Annotated in this window: 14 protein-coding genes and 1 pseudogene; 11 read left to right on the top strand and 4 right to left on the bottom strand. The window is 72.5% G+C overall.

Annotated elements, in window-relative coordinates; genetic code table 11:
• The first annotated feature begins 4 nt into the window (after window positions 1–4).
• Genes rdmC through rdmE form a run of 3 tightly spaced genes read left to right on the top strand, consistent with a single transcriptional unit; the run spans window position 5 to window position 3287 of the window.
• Window positions 5–901, top strand: coding sequence for an anthracycline biosynthesis tailoring methylesterase RdmC (gene rdmC, locus DDW44_RS27890; RefSeq protein WP_108908191.1), 897 nt, complete (start codon window positions 5–7; stop codon window positions 899–901).
• On the top strand, window positions 898–1695 hold the full coding sequence (locus DDW44_RS27885; protein ID WP_108908190.1) for a class I SAM-dependent methyltransferase: 798 nt from the start codon (window positions 898–900) through the stop codon (window positions 1693–1695). The genes rdmC and DDW44_RS27885 overlap by 4 nt, the downstream gene beginning before the upstream one ends.
• Window positions 1692–3287: an aklavinone 12-hydroxylase RdmE gene (gene rdmE / locus DDW44_RS27880; RefSeq protein ID WP_108908189.1), complete on the top strand. Its 1596-nt coding sequence runs from the start codon at window positions 1692–1694 to the stop codon at window positions 3285–3287. The genes DDW44_RS27885 and rdmE overlap by 4 nt, the downstream gene beginning before the upstream one ends.
• A gap of 90 nt (window positions 3288–3377) precedes the next feature.
• On the opposite strand, the gene DDW44_RS27875 is transcribed toward rdmE, so the two are convergent.
• A complete protein-coding gene (locus tag DDW44_RS27875) occupies window positions 3378–4385 on the bottom strand; it encodes a Gfo/Idh/MocA family protein (RefSeq protein ID WP_108908188.1) in 1008 nt (335 codons plus the stop codon).
• A gap of 195 nt (window positions 4386–4580) precedes the next feature.
• Between DDW44_RS27875 and DDW44_RS27870 the strand changes: the two genes are divergently transcribed.
• From DDW44_RS27870 to DDW44_RS27850, 5 genes are read left to right on the top strand one after another with little or no spacing between them, the layout of a single operon-like run.
• On the top strand, window positions 4581–5711 hold the full coding sequence (locus tag DDW44_RS27870; protein WP_108908187.1) for a cytochrome P450 family protein: 1131 nt from the start codon (window positions 4581–4583) through the stop codon (window positions 5709–5711).
• Entirely contained in the window at window positions 5708–7027 is a 1320-nt protein-coding gene (locus tag DDW44_RS27865; protein WP_108908186.1) for an activator-dependent family glycosyltransferase, read from the top strand. Before DDW44_RS27870 ends, DDW44_RS27865 begins: the two co-directional genes overlap by 4 nt.
• A 10-nt stretch (window positions 7028–7037) precedes the next feature.
• Window positions 7038–8339, top strand: a complete 1302-nt coding sequence (rfbH, locus tag DDW44_RS27860) for a lipopolysaccharide biosynthesis protein RfbH (protein WP_017947364.1) — start codon at window positions 7038–7040, stop codon at window positions 8337–8339.
• A 7-nt stretch (window positions 8340–8346) separates the two neighbouring features.
• Window positions 8347–9132, top strand: coding sequence for a 3-oxoacyl-ACP reductase FabG (gene fabG, locus DDW44_RS27855; RefSeq protein WP_017947365.1), 786 nt, complete (start codon window positions 8347–8349; stop codon window positions 9130–9132).
• A gap of 8 nt (window positions 9133–9140) precedes the next feature.
• Window positions 9141–10499, top strand: a complete 1359-nt coding sequence (locus tag DDW44_RS27850; RefSeq protein WP_108908185.1) for a nuclear transport factor 2 family protein — start codon at window positions 9141–9143, stop codon at window positions 10497–10499.
• A gap of 241 nt (window positions 10500–10740) precedes the next feature.
• Here the strand turns inward: DDW44_RS27850 and DDW44_RS27845 are convergent, their stop codons facing one another.
• Together DDW44_RS27845 and DDW44_RS27840 are read right to left on the bottom strand one after the other, a co-directional pair.
• Window positions 10741–11472, bottom strand: a complete 732-nt coding sequence (locus DDW44_RS27845; RefSeq protein ID WP_018891734.1) for an SDR family NAD(P)-dependent oxidoreductase — start codon at window positions 11470–11472, stop codon at window positions 10741–10743.
• Window positions 11473–11527: 55 nt separating this feature from the next.
• The gene (locus tag DDW44_RS27840; protein WP_108908184.1) at window positions 11528–11935 is read right to left on the bottom strand and encodes a nuclear transport factor 2 family protein; all 408 of its coding nucleotides are present in this window, start codon (window positions 11933–11935) and stop codon (window positions 11528–11530) included.
• A gap of 146 nt (window positions 11936–12081) precedes the next feature.
• On the opposite strand from DDW44_RS27840, the gene DDW44_RS27835 reads away from it, so the two are divergent.
• From DDW44_RS27835 to DDW44_RS27825, 3 genes are read left to right on the top strand one after another with little or no spacing between them, the layout of a single operon-like run.
• A complete protein-coding gene (locus DDW44_RS27835) occupies window positions 12082–12861 on the top strand; it encodes a cyclase family protein (protein ID WP_108908183.1) in 780 nt (259 codons plus the stop codon).
• A 55-nt stretch (window positions 12862–12916) separates the two neighbouring features.
• On the top strand, window positions 12917–13645 hold the full coding sequence (locus DDW44_RS27830) for a class I SAM-dependent DNA methyltransferase (protein WP_108908182.1): 729 nt from the start codon (window positions 12917–12919) through the stop codon (window positions 13643–13645).
• Window positions 13642–14751 carry a DegT/DnrJ/EryC1/StrS family aminotransferase gene (locus tag DDW44_RS27825; RefSeq protein WP_017947371.1) on the top strand — a complete coding sequence of 370 codons (1110 nt, stop codon included), beginning with the start codon at window positions 13642–13644 and terminating at the stop codon, window positions 14749–14751. Before DDW44_RS27830 ends, DDW44_RS27825 begins: the two co-directional genes overlap by 4 nt.
• Window positions 14752–14809: 58 nt before the next feature.
• Here DDW44_RS27825 and DDW44_RS27820 read toward each other — a convergent pair.
• A pseudogene (locus tag DDW44_RS27820) lies at window positions 14810–16007 on the bottom strand (RNA-guided endonuclease InsQ/TnpB family protein).
• Window positions 16008–16097 lie beyond the last annotated feature (90 nt).

The following is a 16097-nucleotide window of genomic DNA, read 5'->3' as shown; positions in this document are numbered from 1 at the left end:
ACACATGTCCGAACGCATCGTGCCCAGTGGGGACGTCGAGTTGTGGAGCGACGACTTCGGCGACCCGGCGCACCCGGCGCTGCTGCTCGTCATGGGCGGCAACCTGTCCGCCCTGGGCTGGCCCGACGAGTTCGCCCGGCGGCTCGCCGACGGCGGTCTGCACGTCATCCGCTACGACCACCGCGACACCGGCCGCTCCACCACCCGCGACTTCGCCGAGCACCCCTACGGCTTCGGCGAACTGGCCGCCGACGCGGTCGCCGTCCTCGACGGCTGGGGCGTGGACCGGGCCCATGTCGTCGGCCTGTCGATGGGGGCCACCATCGTCCAGGTCATCGCACTCGACCACCACGAGCGGCTGAGCAGCCTGACCATGATGCTGGGCGGCGGGCTCGACATCGACTTCGACGGCAACATCGAGCGCGCGATGCGCGGCGAACCCACGCCGGACGGCCTGCCGGGGCCGCAGCAGCCGTTCCTGGACGCGCTCGCGCTGATGAACCGGCCCGCCGAGGGGCGCGCCGCCGAGGTGGCCAAGCGGGTCGGCAAGTGGCGCATCCTGTCCGGCACCGGTGTGCCGTTCGACGAGTCGGAGTACGCGCGGTGGGAGGAGCGCGCCATCGACCACGCGGGAGGGGTGCTCACCGAGCCGTACGCGCACTACTCGCTGACCCTGCCGCCACCCGCCCGGGCCGCCGAACTGCGCGGCGTCACCGTGCCGACCCTGGTCATCCAGGCCGAGCACGACCCGGTGGCGCCCGCGCCGCACGGGAAGCACCTCGCCGGGCTCTTCCCCGCCGCGCGCCTGGTGGAGATCGAGGGCATGGGGCACGCCCTGCCCTCCTCGGTCCACGGCCCGCTGGCCGAGGCCGTCCTCGCCCACACCCGGCCGGCGTCATGACCGTGGCGGACGGGCAGCGGGCGGGCGAGACGATGTACGGGACCGACCTCGCTCGCGTGTACGACCTCGTGCACCGGGGGCGCGGCAAGGACTACCGCGCCGAGACCGAGGCGGTCGCCGCCGCCGCCCGGCGGCACAGGCCCGGTGCCGCCCGGCTGCTCGACATCGCCTGCGGCACCGGAGGGCATCTGCGGCACTTCGCCGACCTCTTCGGGCATGTCGAGGGACTGGAGCTGTCCGCGCCGATGGCCGAGGCGGCGCGCCGCGCGCTGCCCGGGGTGAGCGTGCACCCGGGCGACATGCGCGACTTCCGCCTCGGCACCACCTTCGACGTGGTCACCTGCATGTTCGGATCCATCGGCTACACGGCGTCGGTCGCCGAACTCCGGCGGGCGCTGGCCGTGTTCGCGCGGCACCTGGAACCCGGGGGCGTGGCGGTCGTCGACCCGTGGTGGTTCCCCGAGACGTTCGCCGACGGCCATGTCTCGGCCGACGTGGTGACCGTCGAGGGCGTCACCGTGTCCCGCCTCTCGCACTCGGCCCGCCGCGGCCGTGCCTCGCACATGGACGTGCACTTCGTGGTCGCCGAACCCGGCGCGGGGGCACGGCACTTCGTCGACACCCACATCATCTCCCTGTTCAGCCGGTCCGAGTACGAGGAGGCGTTCCGGGAGGCCGGATTCACGGTCGAGTACCTTCCCGAGGCGCCGTCGGGCCGCGGCCTGTTCGTCGGCGTCCGGGCGGGGGACGGCCACGGGAAACCCGCAAGCGACGACGAGAGGGGGACGGCATGAACGACCACGAGGTCGACGTCCTGGTGGTGGGTGCGGGCCTCGGCGGCCTGTCGACGGCGATGTTCCTCGCCCGGCAGGGGGTACGTGTGCTCGTGGTGGAGCGCAGGCCGGGTCTCTCGCCCTATCCGCGGGCTGCCGGGCAGAACCCCCGGACCATGGAACTGCTGCGCATCGGCGGCGTCGCCGACGAGGTGAACAGGGCCAACGACATCCGGGGCGCCCAGGGCGACTTCGTCATCCGGCTCGCCCAGAGCGTACGGGGCGAGGTCCTGCGGACCGTGTCGGAGAGCTTCGACGACATGGTGGCCGCGACCGGGCCGTGCACTCCGGCGGGCTGGGCGATGCTGTCCCAGGACAAGCTGGAGCCGATCCTGCTCGCGCAGGCGCAGCGGCACGGCGGCGCCATCCGCTTCGGCACCCGGCTGGTGTCGTTCCGGCAGGACGAGCACGGCGTCACCGCCCGGCTGCACGGACCCGACGGCGAGTACGACCTGCGGGCCGGGTATCTCGTCGGCGCCGACGGCAACCGCAGCCTGGTGCGGGAGTCGCTGGGGATCGGGCGGTACGGGCACGGCACGCTGACCCACATGGTCGGGGTGATCTTCGACGCGGACCTCTCCGGCGTCATGGAGCCGGGCACCACGGGCTGGTACTACCTGCACCACCCGAGGTTCACGGGGACGTTCGGCCCGACGGACCGCCCCGACCGGCACACCCTGTTCGTCGAGTACGACCCCGACGAGGGCGAGCGCCCCGAGGACTTCACGCCCGAACGCTGTGTCGAGCTCATCGGACTCGCCCTGGACGCTCCCGAGGTGCGGCCCCGGCTCGTCGACATCCAGGGCTGGGAGATGGCGGCCCGGATCGCCGAACGCTGGCGCGAGGGACGGGTGTTCCTCGCCGGTGACGCCGCGAAGGTCACCCCGCCGACCGGCGGCATGAGCGGCAACGCGGCCGTCGCCGACGGGTTCGACCTGGCCTGGAAGCTCGCGGCGGTGCTGCACGGACAGGCCGGCCCGGGGCTCCTCGGCACATACGAGGAGGAGCGCAGGATCGCGGCGGAGCTGGTCGTCGCCGAGGCGCTGGCGATCTACGCGCAGCGGATGGCGCCGCACATGGCGGACGTGTGGGACAAGTCGGTGGGGTATCCGGAGACGCTGCTCGGCTTCCGCTACCGCTCCTCGGCGGTCCTGGCCACGGACGACGACCCGGCCCGGGTGGAGAACCCGCTGACCCCCAGCGGCCGCCCCGGCTTCCGCGGGCCGCACGTCCCGGTGGTCCGGCACGGCGAGCGGATGTCCACGGTCGACCTGTTCGGCGACGGCTGGACCCTGCTGGCGGGCGAGCTGGGCGCGGACTGGATCGCGGCCGCGGAGACGGTCTCCGCGGAACTGGGCGTCCCCGTCAGGGCGTACCGGATCGGTGCGGGCCTGACGGATCCGGAGGCGGCGGTCGCGGACCGGTACGGCATCGGCAAGGCGGGCGCGAGCCTGGTCCGGCCGGACGGGATCGTCGCCTGGCGCACGGACGAGGCGGCGGCGGAGCCCGCGGGGACGCTCGGCCGGGTGCTGCGCCGGGTGCTCTCCCGCTGAGGCCCGCGCGCGCACGCCGCAAACCTGCCCCCGCCCCGCCGGACGCTCCGGCGGGGCGGGGGCGTGCGTCGGCCCGGGGCCTGGGAGGCGTCAGCTCAGGCCGGTGTCCGCCGCAAGAGCCTCGTGCGGACGGCACTTCGGATCGCCGACGAGCCGCGCCGCGCGGCGGACCCGGTCGACCAGGAAGGCCTGGCGGCTGATCGCGGACATGCCCGCGAGGGGCCCGCCGCGGGTGAGGGCCGCACGGACGAAGGCGTCCATGGCGTTGAAGACCTGGTTGTGCGCGGGGAGCGAGCGTTCCGTGACCACGTCCTGCTGCTCGATCCTGACCACCGGCTTCAGCTCCTCCGGCGGGGTGAAGGCACGCCGGACACTCACCCGGCCCCGGTTGCCCCAGAGCGCGTAGGTCGACCGGTAGGAGTGCTCGAAGCCGAAGTCCAGCTGCGCCGTCACCCCCCGGTCGTCGCTCAGCAGCACACTGCCCGCCACGTCGACGCCGGTCGCCTCGTCCACGCGCAGACACGCCCCGAGCACATCGAGTTCCCCGGTGAGGTACAGCTGGGCCGCACGCAGCGGATACACCCCGACATCGAGCAACGCTCCCCCGCCCAGGGCCGGCTGGTACCGGAACGAGTCGGGCGCCAGCGGCGGGACGGCGAACGACCCGGAGAAGGAACGCAGTTCTCCCACGGCCTCGTCGAGCATCGCACGTACCGCGGCGTGCTGGGGATGATGAAGGAACATGAAGTTCTCGGCGAGCACGAGCCCGAGTTCCGACGCGGTCGACATCAACTCGAGCGTCTTCTCGTACACGTCGGACATCGGCTTCTCGACCAGTACGTGCTTTCCCGACCGCAAAGCCCGTAGCGCCCATTCGTGATGCATACCGGGCGGCAGTGGAATATAGACGGCGTCGATGTCGTCACGCTCGACGAGTTCCGCGTAATCACCCACACCACGGCAGCCGAAGACGGCTCCCACGCGCTCGGCCCTCGCCTTGTCCCGGCTGGCCACTGCGACGAGGTCGACGCGGTCATGCGCGGCGAGAACGGGCATGATCCGGCGTACCGCGATGTTCGCCGTGCCGATCACGCCCATTCGGAGCGCCCGTTGCTGACGGTGCTCTGGCATAGGGGTCCTCATCACCTTGCGGGAGTCCAGTGGGTTTCCCACGGTACCGCCGGGGGATCAAGCGCGGCTTGAGGAACGGTGGATGCGGACAACGGCAGTTCGAGTGTTCTTCTAATACGGCCCCGTACCTTGCTGAGGGAATCGGATGACGGAGGTGGCGGGGTGACGGCGGCGACGAATGCCCTCTGGCGCGAACTGCAACTCGTCCATGCGGCACAGTGGCTCTACGCGGTCAACGGTGAGCCGTTCGTGCCGGGCGCAGGAGACCCGTACGCGCGGCTGGTACGGGGATTCGAGGTCGGCGAAGGCGGCGCGGGCACGGCCCTCGCGTCCGTCGGGGAACGAGGACCGGTGTGGCGCAGCCGGCTCGGCCCCTGGGTCGTCACCGGCCCCACGGCCCTGCGGGAGCTGTCCGTCAGCCCGGACCTGGCGGTGTCCGCCGCCGTGCCGCAGCCGGAGCAGTGGCTGCCCGGCCCGGCGCGCGGGCGCGGTACGGCCCTCGCCCGGGACCTGGCGCGGCGCGCCGGGACGAGGACCGTACGGAGACGGGCCGCACTGCTGCGGGAACGGGCCGGGCAGGCAGCGGCCGGGCTCGCTCCGGGCCCGGCCGATCTGGTGGCGGACTTCGCGGAGCCGCTGACCGCGGCGGTGTACGCGACACTGCTGGACGTCCCCCGGGAGCGGCTGCCCGAGTTCACCGGCGCCGTCGCCGACGCCGCCCCGGCCGTGGACGCGCTGCTCTGCCCGCAGACGCAGATCGCGGCGGAACGCCTGGGGACCGGCGTACGAGGACTGCGGGAGCTGTTCGGGGGCCGGGACCGGGCCGAGGCGGACCTGGTGCTCGCCGTGGCGGGGGCCCGGGCGGCGGCGGACCTGCTCGGCGACGCGCTGCGGACGCTCCTCGGCCGGCCCGGGGAGTGGGCGCGGCTGCGCTCGGAGCCCGGGCACGCGGCCCGGGTGGTCGGGGAGTGTCTGCGGAGCAGGCCGCTGTGGCGCGCGCACCCCTTGGTGGCACTGGGCCCGGCCGAGGTGGCCGGGACCCGCATCGCCGCCGGGGACTCCGTCACCGCCGTGACCACCGGAACCGGCGGCGGCCCGGATCCGCTGCCCGTGACCGTGTGCGCCGCCCTGCTCCCGGCCGCGGCCGCGCAGACCGAACACGCACTGGCGGCGCTGGCCGCGCGGTTCCCGGTGCTGCGGCCGGACGGCGAGCCGGTGCGGGCGCGCCGGGCGCCCGTGACCCGGCGCCTGGTCAGGCTGCCGACCCGACTCGGCGTGGAGGAGACGCGATGAAGGTTCTGTTCACCTCACTGGCCCACCACACCCACTACTACCCGCTCGTACCGCTGGCGTGGGCGCTGCGCACCGCGGGCCACGAGGTCCGGATCGCCAGCCAGCCCGAGCTGACCGACGTGATCACGGGCACCGGGCTGACCGCCGTGCCCGTCGAGTGGTCGCTCGGCGCCCTCGAGGACCTCGGGCTGCTGGGGACGCTCCACGACGAGGCCTCGGCCCATGTGCAGGGCTTCGACTACGCGGCCCGGGGTGACCACCCCTGGACCTACGAGCAGTTGCTGGCACTGGAGAACATCATGGTGCCCACGCTCTACGGCGCGCTCAACAACGACACCATGGTCGACGCCCTCGTGGACTTCGCCCGCTCCTGGCAGCCGGACCTCGTCGTCTGGGAGACCTTCACCCTGGCCGGGGCCATCACGGCCCGGGTGACGGGCGCGGCCCACTGCCGGCTGGTCTCCGGGCCCGACGTCAGCGTGCGGGCCCGCAAGGAGTTCCTGCGGCTCGCCGCCGAGCAGGAACCCGAGCACCGCGAGGACCCCACCGCCGAGTGGCTGGAGCGCACGCTGCGGCGGCTGGGCTGCGACGCGGGGTTCGGCGAGGACCTGGTCACCGGCCAGTGGACGGTCAACACCACTCCGCCCAGCACCCGGCTCGATCTGGACCTGCCGACCGTGCAGGTGCGGCATGTGGCGTACAACGGTCCCGCGGTGGTGCCGGAGTGGCTGAGGTCGGACCCCGGGCGCAGCCGCGTCTGCGTCACGCTCGGCTCCTCGGCGTCGGACGTGGGCGTCGACATGGCCGAACTGCTGGCCCATCTCGCGGAGCTGGACGCGGAGATCGTCGCCACCGTCGACGAGGCCACCCGCGAGGCGGCCGCCGACCTGCCGGACAACGTGCGCATGGTCGACTTCGTCCCGCTCAACGACCTGCTGCCCACCTGTGACGCGGTGGTGCACCACGGGGGTGTCGGCACCAAGGCGACGGCAGAGCTGCACGCCGTACCCCAGCTGATCCTGGCGTTCGGCTGGGACACCGCGGTCATGGGCCGCGGGCTGGAGGACATCGGCGCCGGACTCTGTGTGCCGAGTGACGGCCTCCTGCCGGACGTGCTGCGCAAGCAGGTCCAGCGTCTGATCACCGAACCGTCGTTCGCCCGCGGCGCCCGGCGGCTGCAGGAGGAACTGCTCGCCGTGCCCAGCCCCAACGAGGTCGTCCCGGTGCTGGAGCGGCTCGTCGCCGAGCACCGCGGCGGCCCCGGAGCCCGCCGGGCGGCGCACGGCACCAACGGCTCAGTCCACGACCGAGGATGAGAGGTCAGAGGTGACGGACACCAAGGCGCTGGTGCTGGAGCTGGCGCGCAAGTACCACAAGGAACGGGAGACGCGCGCGTTCGAACCGGGCGTCACGCCGATCCTTTCCTCGGGCGCGGTCCTCGACGAGGAGGACCGGCACGCCCTGGTCGAGGCGGCGCTGGAGATGCGGATCGCCGCCGGCGTGCGCACCCGGAAGTTCGAGAGCGAGTTCGCCCGCTACTTCCGGCTGCGCAAGGCGCACATGGTGAACTCGGGTTCGTCCGCCAACCTGCTGGCGGTCAGCGCACTGACCTCGCCGAAGCTCAAGGACCTGCGGCTGCGCCCCGGCGACGAGGCCATCACGGTGGGCGCCGGCTTCCCGACCACGATCAACCCGCTCGTCCAGAACGGTCTGACGCCGGTCTTCGTGGACGTGGAACTGGGCACCTACAACGCCTCCCTGGCGCAGATCGAGGCGGCGATCTCCCCGCGCACCAGGCTGATCATGATCGCGCACGCCCTCGGCAACCCGTTCCCCGTCGCCGAGGTCGCCGAACTGGCCCGCCGGCACGACCTGTTCTTCGTCGAGGACAACTGCGACGCGGTCGGCTCCACCTACCGGGGCAGACTCACCGGCACCTTCGGCGACCTGTCGACGGTGAGCTTCTACCCCGCCCACCACATCACCGCGGGCGAGGGCGGCTGCGTCCTCACGGCCAGTCTGGAACTGGCCCGCATCGTCGAGTCGATGCGGGACTGGGGCCGGGACTGCTGGTGCGAACCGGGCACCGACAACACCTGTCTGAAGCGGTTCGACTACCAGCTCGGCACCCTGCCCGCCGGCTACGACCACAAGTACATCTTCTCCCACGTCGGCTACAACCTGAAGGCCACCGACCTGCAGGGCGCCCTGGCGCTCAGCCAGTTGCGCAGGGTCGACGACTTCGGCGCGGCCCGGCGGCGCAACTGGCAGCGGCTGCACGACGGCCTCGCCGGTGTGCCGGGACTGCTGCCGCCGCGGGCCACCCCGGGCAGCGACCCCAGCTGGTTCGGCTTCGCCCTGACCGTGCTGCCCGGGGCGGGCTTCACCCGCAGGGAGCTCGTCGACTTCCTGGAGGGCCGCAGGATCGGCACCCGCCGGCTCTTCGGCGGGAACATCACCCGCCACCCCGCGTACGAGGACGTGCGCTACCGGGTCGTGGACGAGCTGGCCAACTGCGACATCGTCACGGAGGACACCTTCTGGATCGGTGTCTATCCGGGACTCACCACCGAGATGCTCGACTACGTCGTCGAGTCCATCACCGAGTTCTGTACGCGAAGGGGCTGATCAGACCATGTCCGCACAACCCAGCCGGGTCGCCGTCGTCACGGGTGCCACCAGCGGGATCGGCCTCTCCGTCGCCCGGTCGCTGGCCGCCGCCGGGCACCGCGTGTTCCTCTGCGCCCGGGACGCCGACCGGGTGGCGCTCACGGCCAAGGAACTGCGCGCGGAGGGCCACGACGTGGACGGCGGCTCCTGCGACGTACGCGACGTGGCGCAGATCGAGGCGCTGGTGTCCGCCGCGGTGGAGCGCTACGGGCCCGTCGAGGTCCTCGTCAACAACGCCGGCCGCAGCGGCGGCGGCCCGACCCACACCCTCCCCGACGAGCTGTGGGACGACGTGATGGCCACCAACCTCGACGGCGTCTTCCGGGTCACCCGCGCCGCCCTCACCACCGGCCGCATGCGGGAGGGGAGCTGGGGCCGGATCGTGAACATCGCCTCCACCGGCGGCAAGCAGGGAGTGGTGCTGGGCGCCCCCTACTCGGCGTCCAAGCACGGGGTCGTCGGCTTCACCAAGGCCCTGGGCCTGGAACTGGCCAAGACCGGTATCACCGTCAACGCCGTGTGCCCCGGCTATGTGGAGACACCCATGGCGGTGCGGGTGCGGCAGGGCTACGCCGCCGCCTGGGAGACCACGGAGGAGGAGGTACTCGACCGGTTCCACGCCAAGATCCCGCTCGGCCGCTACACCACGCCCGACGAGGTGGCGGGGATGGTCGGCTATCTGCTGACCGACGCGGCCGCATCCGTCACCGCGCAGGCGATCAACATCTGCGGCGGGCTGGGAAACTACTGAGGAGAGCCATGTCGGACGAGACCGTGCACGACACCGTCCACGAGATCGAGGTGCGAGCGCCCGCCGAGGCGGTGTTCGCCCTCGTCGCCGACGCCGCCCGCTGGCCGGTGCACTTCCCGCCGAGCGTCCATGTCGAGCGCCTGGAGGGCGATGACCGGCAGGAGCGGCTGAGGATCTGGGCGACCGCCAACGGGGAGGTCAAGAGCTGGACCTCGCGGCGTGAACTGGACCGCGCCGCACTGCGGGTGACCTATCGTCAGGAGGAGTCCCGGGCGCCGGTGCGGAGCATGAGCGGCGAGTGGCTGCTGGAGCCGCTCGGCGAGGAGCGGACCCTGGTGCGGTTCACCCACTCCTTCACCGCCGTCGACGACGCCCCGGAGCACGTCGAGTGGATCCGCCGGGCGATCGACACCAACACCGGGTCCGAGCTGGAGGCGCTGCGCCGGGGCGCCGAGGAGGCGGACGCCGGCCTCACCTTCAGCTTCGACGACAGCGTGCGCGTCGACGGATCGGCCAAGGACGCCTACGAGTTCATCCGTGCGGCCGACCGGTGGACCGAGCGGCTGCCGCACGTCGCCCGGGTCGTCCTCACCGAGGACACCCCGAACGAGCAGATCCTGGAGATGGACACGCTCACCGCGGACGGCGGGACCCACACCACGCGTTCGGTGCGGGTCTGCTTCCCGGCGGAACGGATCGTCTACAAGCAGATCCGGACACCGGCGCTGATGGCCGCGCACACCGGCGAGTGGATCTTCGAGGAGGACGCCCGGGGCTGCACCGTCACCTCGCGGCACACCGTGCGCATCGAGCCGGACGCGGTGACGAGCGTCCTCGGCCCGGAGGCCGACGTGGCCGCCGCCCGCACCATGATCCGGGAGGCACTCGGCCGCAACAGCACGGCGACGCTGCGGTGCGCGGCGGAGCACGCGCGGCGGCTGAGCGGCGCCGAGCCGGTCCCCGCGGAGACGTATGTCGCCGTGCAGCAGTTCTACGCGCGGCAGATGCGGCTGCTGGACGAGCGGCGGGCCGGTCAGTGGGCGGAGACGTTCGCCGAGGACGGCGTCTTCGTGCAGAACACCGCCCCCGAGCCGCTTCGCGGCCGGGAGGCCGTCGCGGAGGCCGTGCGCCGGAACCTCGCGCGGACGGCGGACGCACCGGAGCAGCGGCGGCATGTGTTCTCCATGCTCACCGTGGTGCCCGGCCCGGACGGCTCCCTGAGCACCCGGTGCTACGCGCAGGTCCTGGTGACCCCGGCCGGGGGGCCGACCAGGCTGCATCTGAGCGCGGTGTGCGAGGACGAACTGGTGCCGCACGGCGACGGCTGGCTGGTCGGCCACCGCAGGGTCGAGCACGACGGCGTCTGACCTGCCGGGCGCCCACGGCCACGGGCCGCACCGCCGACCGGTGCGGCCCGTGGTCCGCCGCTTCCCTCCGCGGTCGCCCGCGGCCCCGCTGCCGCCCCCGTGATCCGCCGCCTCCCCCGCGGTCGCCCGCGGCCCCGCTGCCGCCCCCGCTCCGGTGGGGGTTCCACGGTCCGCTGAGGGACCGTCAGGTGAGACCGTCACCCAAGGGGATCGTCAGGTGAGCCGTCACGTAAGGGGACCGTCAGGTGAGGGAGAGCCCGCCGTCGACCGGGACGACCGCGCCCGTCAGGTAGCCGCCTCCTGGTTCGGCCAGCGCCGTGACCCACCAGGCCACGTCCTCGGGTGTGGCGACCCGCCCGAGGGGGATGCGCTCGGCGATCTGGGCGAGGAAGCCCTTGTACTCCTCGGCGGACATGCCGGCACGCTCGCCGATGCCGGTGTCGGTCACGCCCGGAGCCACCGAGACCACCCGGATACCGCGCGGCGCGAGCTCCACGGCCCAGGTGCGGGTGAAGTGGTTCAGCGCCGCCTTCGTGGCCCAGTAGACCGAGTTGTCCGGGAAACCCTGGATGCCCAGCGACCCGGCGGAGCTGACGTTGACGATGGTGCCGCCGGTCGCCTCCAGCGCGGCCAGCGCGGCCTGCGCCACGAAGGCCGGGCCGATCAGGTTGACGGCGATCTGGTGCTCGGTCACGGCCCGGTCGAGTGCGGCGAGCGGCGCGAACGTGCCGGCCCCGGCGTTGTTGACCAGCACGTCGACCCGGCCGAAGGCCTCCAGCGCGGCCTCCACGACCGCCTCGCCGGCCCCCGGCTCGGTGATGTCGGCGACCAGGGTGCGCACGCCGTCGTGGCCTTCGGCCGTCTCGTCGAGGAGGCCGGCGGTCCGGCCCACGACGAGCACACGGTCTCCCCGCGCGGCGAAGCGGCGGGCCGTCGCGCGGCCGATTCCGGAACCTCCACCGGTGATGATCACAGTCCTAGGAGTCATGCCGGGACGCTACTGACGGCCGCTCGAAGCGGGGTCGAGGTCAGCCGCCCGGCCGGTCGTCGCGGGTGATGCGGCGCTCCGCCACGAGCAGTTGACCGCCCTGCCGGACCAGCCGGTCACGCATCACACAGGACAGGTGCACCCGCGGCGCGCCGCCCCGGGGGACCGCGAGGATCTGCACGCAGGAGACGGTCTCGATCCCGTCGGCGGTGTTCAGGGCGGTCGTCATGGCGACCCAGTGGCGGTGCACCTCCCCCGCCGCCGTGCGCCCGTCGGCCGCCGCCCGCGCACCGGCGGCGATGCCGTCCCGGCCCCGGACGGGCTCCGTCATCGACGGGGCGGCGAAGGTCGCGTCGGGCGTGAACGTTCCTGCCCACGCCTCGGCCTCGCCGCCGTCGAGCAACTGCATATGGCGGGCGTAGAACTGCTGGACGTCCGTGCTGTTCATCAACGGCCTCCCGGTGACGGTCCTGCGCCCGACCCTGACGCATCCGCGTCGAATCCCGCTCGAGGCGGCCGCGCCGTCGTCGAGCGGGATTCCAACGCCTTCCGAGCGGCCGAGGCCAGGCTGGCCCTGTCGTCCAGGAGGTGGCCGTGCGCATCATTGACCTGTCCTCGCCGGTGGACTCCGGCTCGTTCGAACCGGACCCGGTGGTCCACAAGGTGATGTCCCCCCGTGAGGGCGCGCTGCACATGTGCGACGAGATGCGGCGCCACTTCGGCATCGAGTTCGACCCCGACGACCTGCCCGACGGGGAGTTCCTCTCGCTGGACCGGCTGAGTCTGACCACCCACACCGGCACGCACGTCGACGCGCCCTCGCACTACGGCTCCCGGGCGACGTACGGCACCGGCGTGCCCCGGCACATCGACGCCATGCCGCTGGAGTGGTTCCTCGCCCCCGGGGTGGTCCTGGACGTCCGGGGCCGTGAGGCGGGCACGGTCGACGCGGCCGACCTGCGCAAGGAGCTCGACCGGATCGGGTACGCGCTCGCCCCGTCCGACATCGTGATCCTGCACACCGGCGCCGCCGCGTGGTCGGGCACCAACCGGTACTTCACCGACTTCGTCGGCCTCGACGCGAGCGGCATCGCCTTCCTGCTCGACGCGGGCGTCCGCGTGGTGGGCACCGACGCGTTCAGCCTGGACGCGCCGTTCGGCACGATCATCGCCGAGTACCGGCGCACCGGGGACCCCGCCGTGCTCTGGCCGGCCCATGTCGCCGGGCGCCACACGGAGTACTGCCAGATCGAGCGGCTCTCGGGACTGGAGGACCTGCCCGCCCCGTACGGCTTCCAGGTCGCGTGCTTCCCGGTGAAGGTCGCGCGCGCCGGGGCCGGCTGGGCGCGGGCGGTCGCCCTCGTCGACGGCTGAGGGCCGCCGCTCCGCCCGCAGGCGCACAGGACAGCAGCCGACCCGAGGAGAAAGCATGTACAGCACGGACCTCGCCGAGGTGTACGAGACGGTGTACCGCAGCCGGGGCAAGGACTGGGCGGCGGAGGCCGAGGACATCGCGGCCCTGGCCCGCCGGCACGCCCCGGACGCGGACGCGCTGCTCGATGTGGCGTGCGGCACCGCCGCCCATCTCGGCCCCTTCAGCAAGCTCTTCGGCACCGCGGAGGGCCTGGAGATCGCGGCGCCGATGCGGGACCTGGCGCTCGAGCGGTGGCCCGGCCTGACCATCCACGAGGGCGACATGCGCGACTTCGACCTCGGCCGCCGGTACTCCGTCGTCACCTGCATGTTCTGCGCCATCGGCTACCTGGGCAGCGTCGAGGAGATGCGCTCGGCCGTGGCCTCGATGGCCCGCCACCTCGACCCGGGAGGCGTACTGGTCGTCGAACCCTGGTGGTTCCCCGAGCAGTTCACGGAGGGGTTCGTCGCCGGGGACCTGGCCCGGGAGGGCGACCGGACCGTCGCCCGTGTCTCCCACTCCACCCTGCAGGGCCGGGCGACGCGGATGGAGGTCCGCTTCCTCGTCGGGGAGCCGTCGGGCATCCGGACCTTCACCGAGATCGACGTCCTGACCCTGTTCACGCGTGAGGAGTACGAGCAGGCGTTCCGGGACGCCGGATGCTCCGTCAGCTACCGGCCGGGCCCACCGACGGGCCGCGGCCTCTTCGTCGGAACCAAGGAGCGGGAGGTGTCCGGGCGATGACCACATACGTCTGGGACTATCTGCGGGAGTACGCCGAGGAGCGCGAGGAGCTCCTCGACGCGGTCGACACGGTGTTCCAGTCCGGCCGGCTCGTCCTCGGCGAGAGCGTCTCCCGCTTCGAGCAGGAGTTCGCCGCCTACCACGGGCTGCCGCACTGCGTGGGCGTGGACAACGGCACCAACGCGATCGTCCTCGGCCTGCAGGCGCTCGGAGTGAAGCCGGGCGACGAGGTGATCACGGTGGCCAACACGGCGGCCCCCACCGTCCTGGCCATCGACGCCGTAGGAGCCCGTCCGGTCTTCGTGGACGTGCGCGAAGAGGACTACCTGATGCGCACCGACCTGCTCGCCGACGCGCTCACCGAGCGCACCGCGGCCATCGTGCCGGTGCACCTGTACGGGCAGTGCGTCGACATGGCCGCCGTGACCGCCTTCGCCGGGCGCCACGGGCTGAGGGTCCTGGAGGACTGCGCCCAGGCCCACGGCGCCCGGCACCACGGGCGGCTCGCCGGGACCATGGGCGACGCCGCGGCCTTCTCCTTCTACCCGACGAAGGTGCTCGGGGCGTACGGCGACGGCGGGGCCGTCGTCACCCACGACGCCGGCACGGAGACCAGACTGCGCCGGCTGCGCTACTACGGCATGGAGGACCGGTACTACGTTGTCGAAACCCCGGGACACAACAGCCGCCTCGACGAGGTCCAGGCCGAGATCCTCCGCCGCAAGCTACGGCGCCTCGACACCTACGTCGAGGGCCGGCGGCGCGTGGCGCGACGCTATGCGGAGGGGCTGGGGGACACCGGCCTCGTCCTTCCCTCGAACGCGGTGGGCAATGATCACGTCCACTACGTCCACGTGGTGCGCCACCCGGAGCGGGACCGCATCATCGAGCGGCTCAAGGCGTACGACATCGAGCTGAACGTCAGCTACCCCTGGCCGGTGCACACGATGAGCGGCTTCGCGCACCTCGGCCACCGCGAGGGGGATCTGCCGGTGACCGAGCGGCTGGCGAAGGAGATCTTCTCCCTGCCGATGTACCCCTCGCTGCCGCAGCACGTCCAGGAGAAGGTGATCGAGGCGCTCCGCGAGGTGATCGCCGGTCTTTGAATCCTCCCCTCCTTGAAGGGAGGGGATTCCTGGCTCAGGCCGCCTCTGGGAGCAGCGCTCACGGAGGTCTTACGCCCTCGGCACCAGCCGGGTTGAGACCAGCCCGGACCAGCATCACGCGCGCGGAGTTCTTGTCCCGAGGGGACACGGCTCCGCACGCGGTGCAGGTGTAGGTACGTTCCGAAAGAGGAAGTGCATGCTTGGCTCTCGTCATGCAGTGCGCGCAGTCCATGGTGGTGTGCGCGGGATGCACGAGGCGGATGTCCCGTGCGTGCTTGCGGCCCATCTCGATCAGGGCCGTCTTCGTGGCGCCGATCGCCGCGTCAGCGGCCTTGCGGGCCATGGTGGTGCGGCTGAGGAACTTCGGCCGGAAGTCCTCGACGGCGATCGAGTCGTGGTCGCGGACCACGGACTTGGCCCACTTGCGGGCGGTGTCCTGACGTTGCCGGGCGACCTTCTTGTTCAGCTTCGCGGTCTGCTTCCGGGCTTGCCGGTAGCCCTTGGAGGCGGCTTGTCCACGCGCGGGCTTACGGCGGGCCATCATCCGCTGGTAGCGGGCGAGGCGCTGCGCAGCGTTCTTTCCGTGCTCGGCGTGGGGGAGGTCATGGGCGTCGGACGTGGTGGTGGCCGTCTCCTTGACGCCCCAGTCCACACCGAGCACGGCGCCCGTTGCCGGGAGCGGCTGTGCTGTGGTGGCGACGACGAACGACGCGTACCAGTGCCCCAGGGAGTCCTGGTAGATCCGCACCGAGGTGGGTGCGGCGGGGAGTTCGCGGGACCAGAGGACCGTCAGGGCGATCCCGCCCGCGACGTGCAGGCGGCCGTCCTTCAACCGGAACCCGCGCCTCGTGTAGTTCAGGGTCGGCAGCGCGTCACGCTTCCGCTTGATGCGGGGCATCCCGGCGCGCTGCCGGAGCGGCAGCCTCGCCTTGATGTCCTTGAGTGCCTTGGCGCGGGACTTGCGAAGTCGCGGATGGTCTGCTGCTGCGGCACCGACGCGCCCTCACGCAGCCACGACATGGCGTCGCGGGCCTCGGTCAGCATCTTGTCGAGCCGGGCCGGGCCGCACGTCGTCTTCTCGGCCGCCCCCTGGTTCGCGGCGTGGACCTTGCGGGACATGGCCACGCACTCGTTCCACACCCACACCGGCAGCGCGCCCACTCGGTTTCAAGGCCGGTGCGGGCGGTCGACGACACGCGAAGCCGGTAGGTGTACCGGGCATGCCCGGCGCCCTCCGATATCTGCGGTGTCGTCATGCCACCATTCTACCACTACGATCGAGGGCATGGATCAAGAAGTGCGCATCACGCTCAGGCTGCCCGCCGACCTGCACGAGTGGCTGGTCT

Source organism: Streptomyces tirandamycinicus (genome assembly GCF_003097515.1).
In the GTDB taxonomy this organism is placed as follows: domain Bacteria; phylum Actinomycetota; class Actinomycetes; order Streptomycetales; family Streptomycetaceae; genus Streptomyces; species Streptomyces tirandamycinicus.
This window is presented reverse-complemented; position numbering and strand designations above follow the sequence as displayed.

Coding starts and splice junctions, on each gene's coding strand:
- DDW44_RS27885 (WP_108908190.1), top strand. CDS start 898: ATGACCGTGGCGGACGGGCAGCGGGCGGGCGAGACGATGTACGGGACC.
- DDW44_RS27875 (WP_108908188.1), bottom strand. CDS start 4,385: ATGGGCGTGATCGGCACGGCGAACATCGCGGTACGCCGGATCATGCCC.
- fabG (WP_017947365.1), top strand. CDS start 8,347: ATGTCCGCACAACCCAGCCGGGTCGCCGTCGTCACGGGTGCCACCAGC.
- rdmE (WP_108908189.1), top strand. CDS start 1,692: ATGAACGACCACGAGGTCGACGTCCTGGTGGTGGGTGCGGGCCTCGGC.
- DDW44_RS27840 (WP_108908184.1), bottom strand. CDS start 11,935: ATGAACAGCACGGACGTCCAGCAGTTCTACGCCCGCCATATGCAGTTG.
- rdmC (WP_108908191.1), top strand. CDS start 5: ATGTCCGAACGCATCGTGCCCAGTGGGGACGTCGAGTTGTGGAGCGAC.
- DDW44_RS27830 (WP_108908182.1), top strand. CDS start 12,917: ATGTACAGCACGGACCTCGCCGAGGTGTACGAGACGGTGTACCGCAGC.
- DDW44_RS27825 (WP_017947371.1), top strand. CDS start 13,642: ATGACCACATACGTCTGGGACTATCTGCGGGAGTACGCCGAGGAGCGC.
- DDW44_RS27850 (WP_108908185.1), top strand. CDS start 9,141: ATGTCGGACGAGACCGTGCACGACACCGTCCACGAGATCGAGGTGCGA.
- DDW44_RS27865 (WP_108908186.1), top strand. CDS start 5,708: ATGAAGGTTCTGTTCACCTCACTGGCCCACCACACCCACTACTACCCG.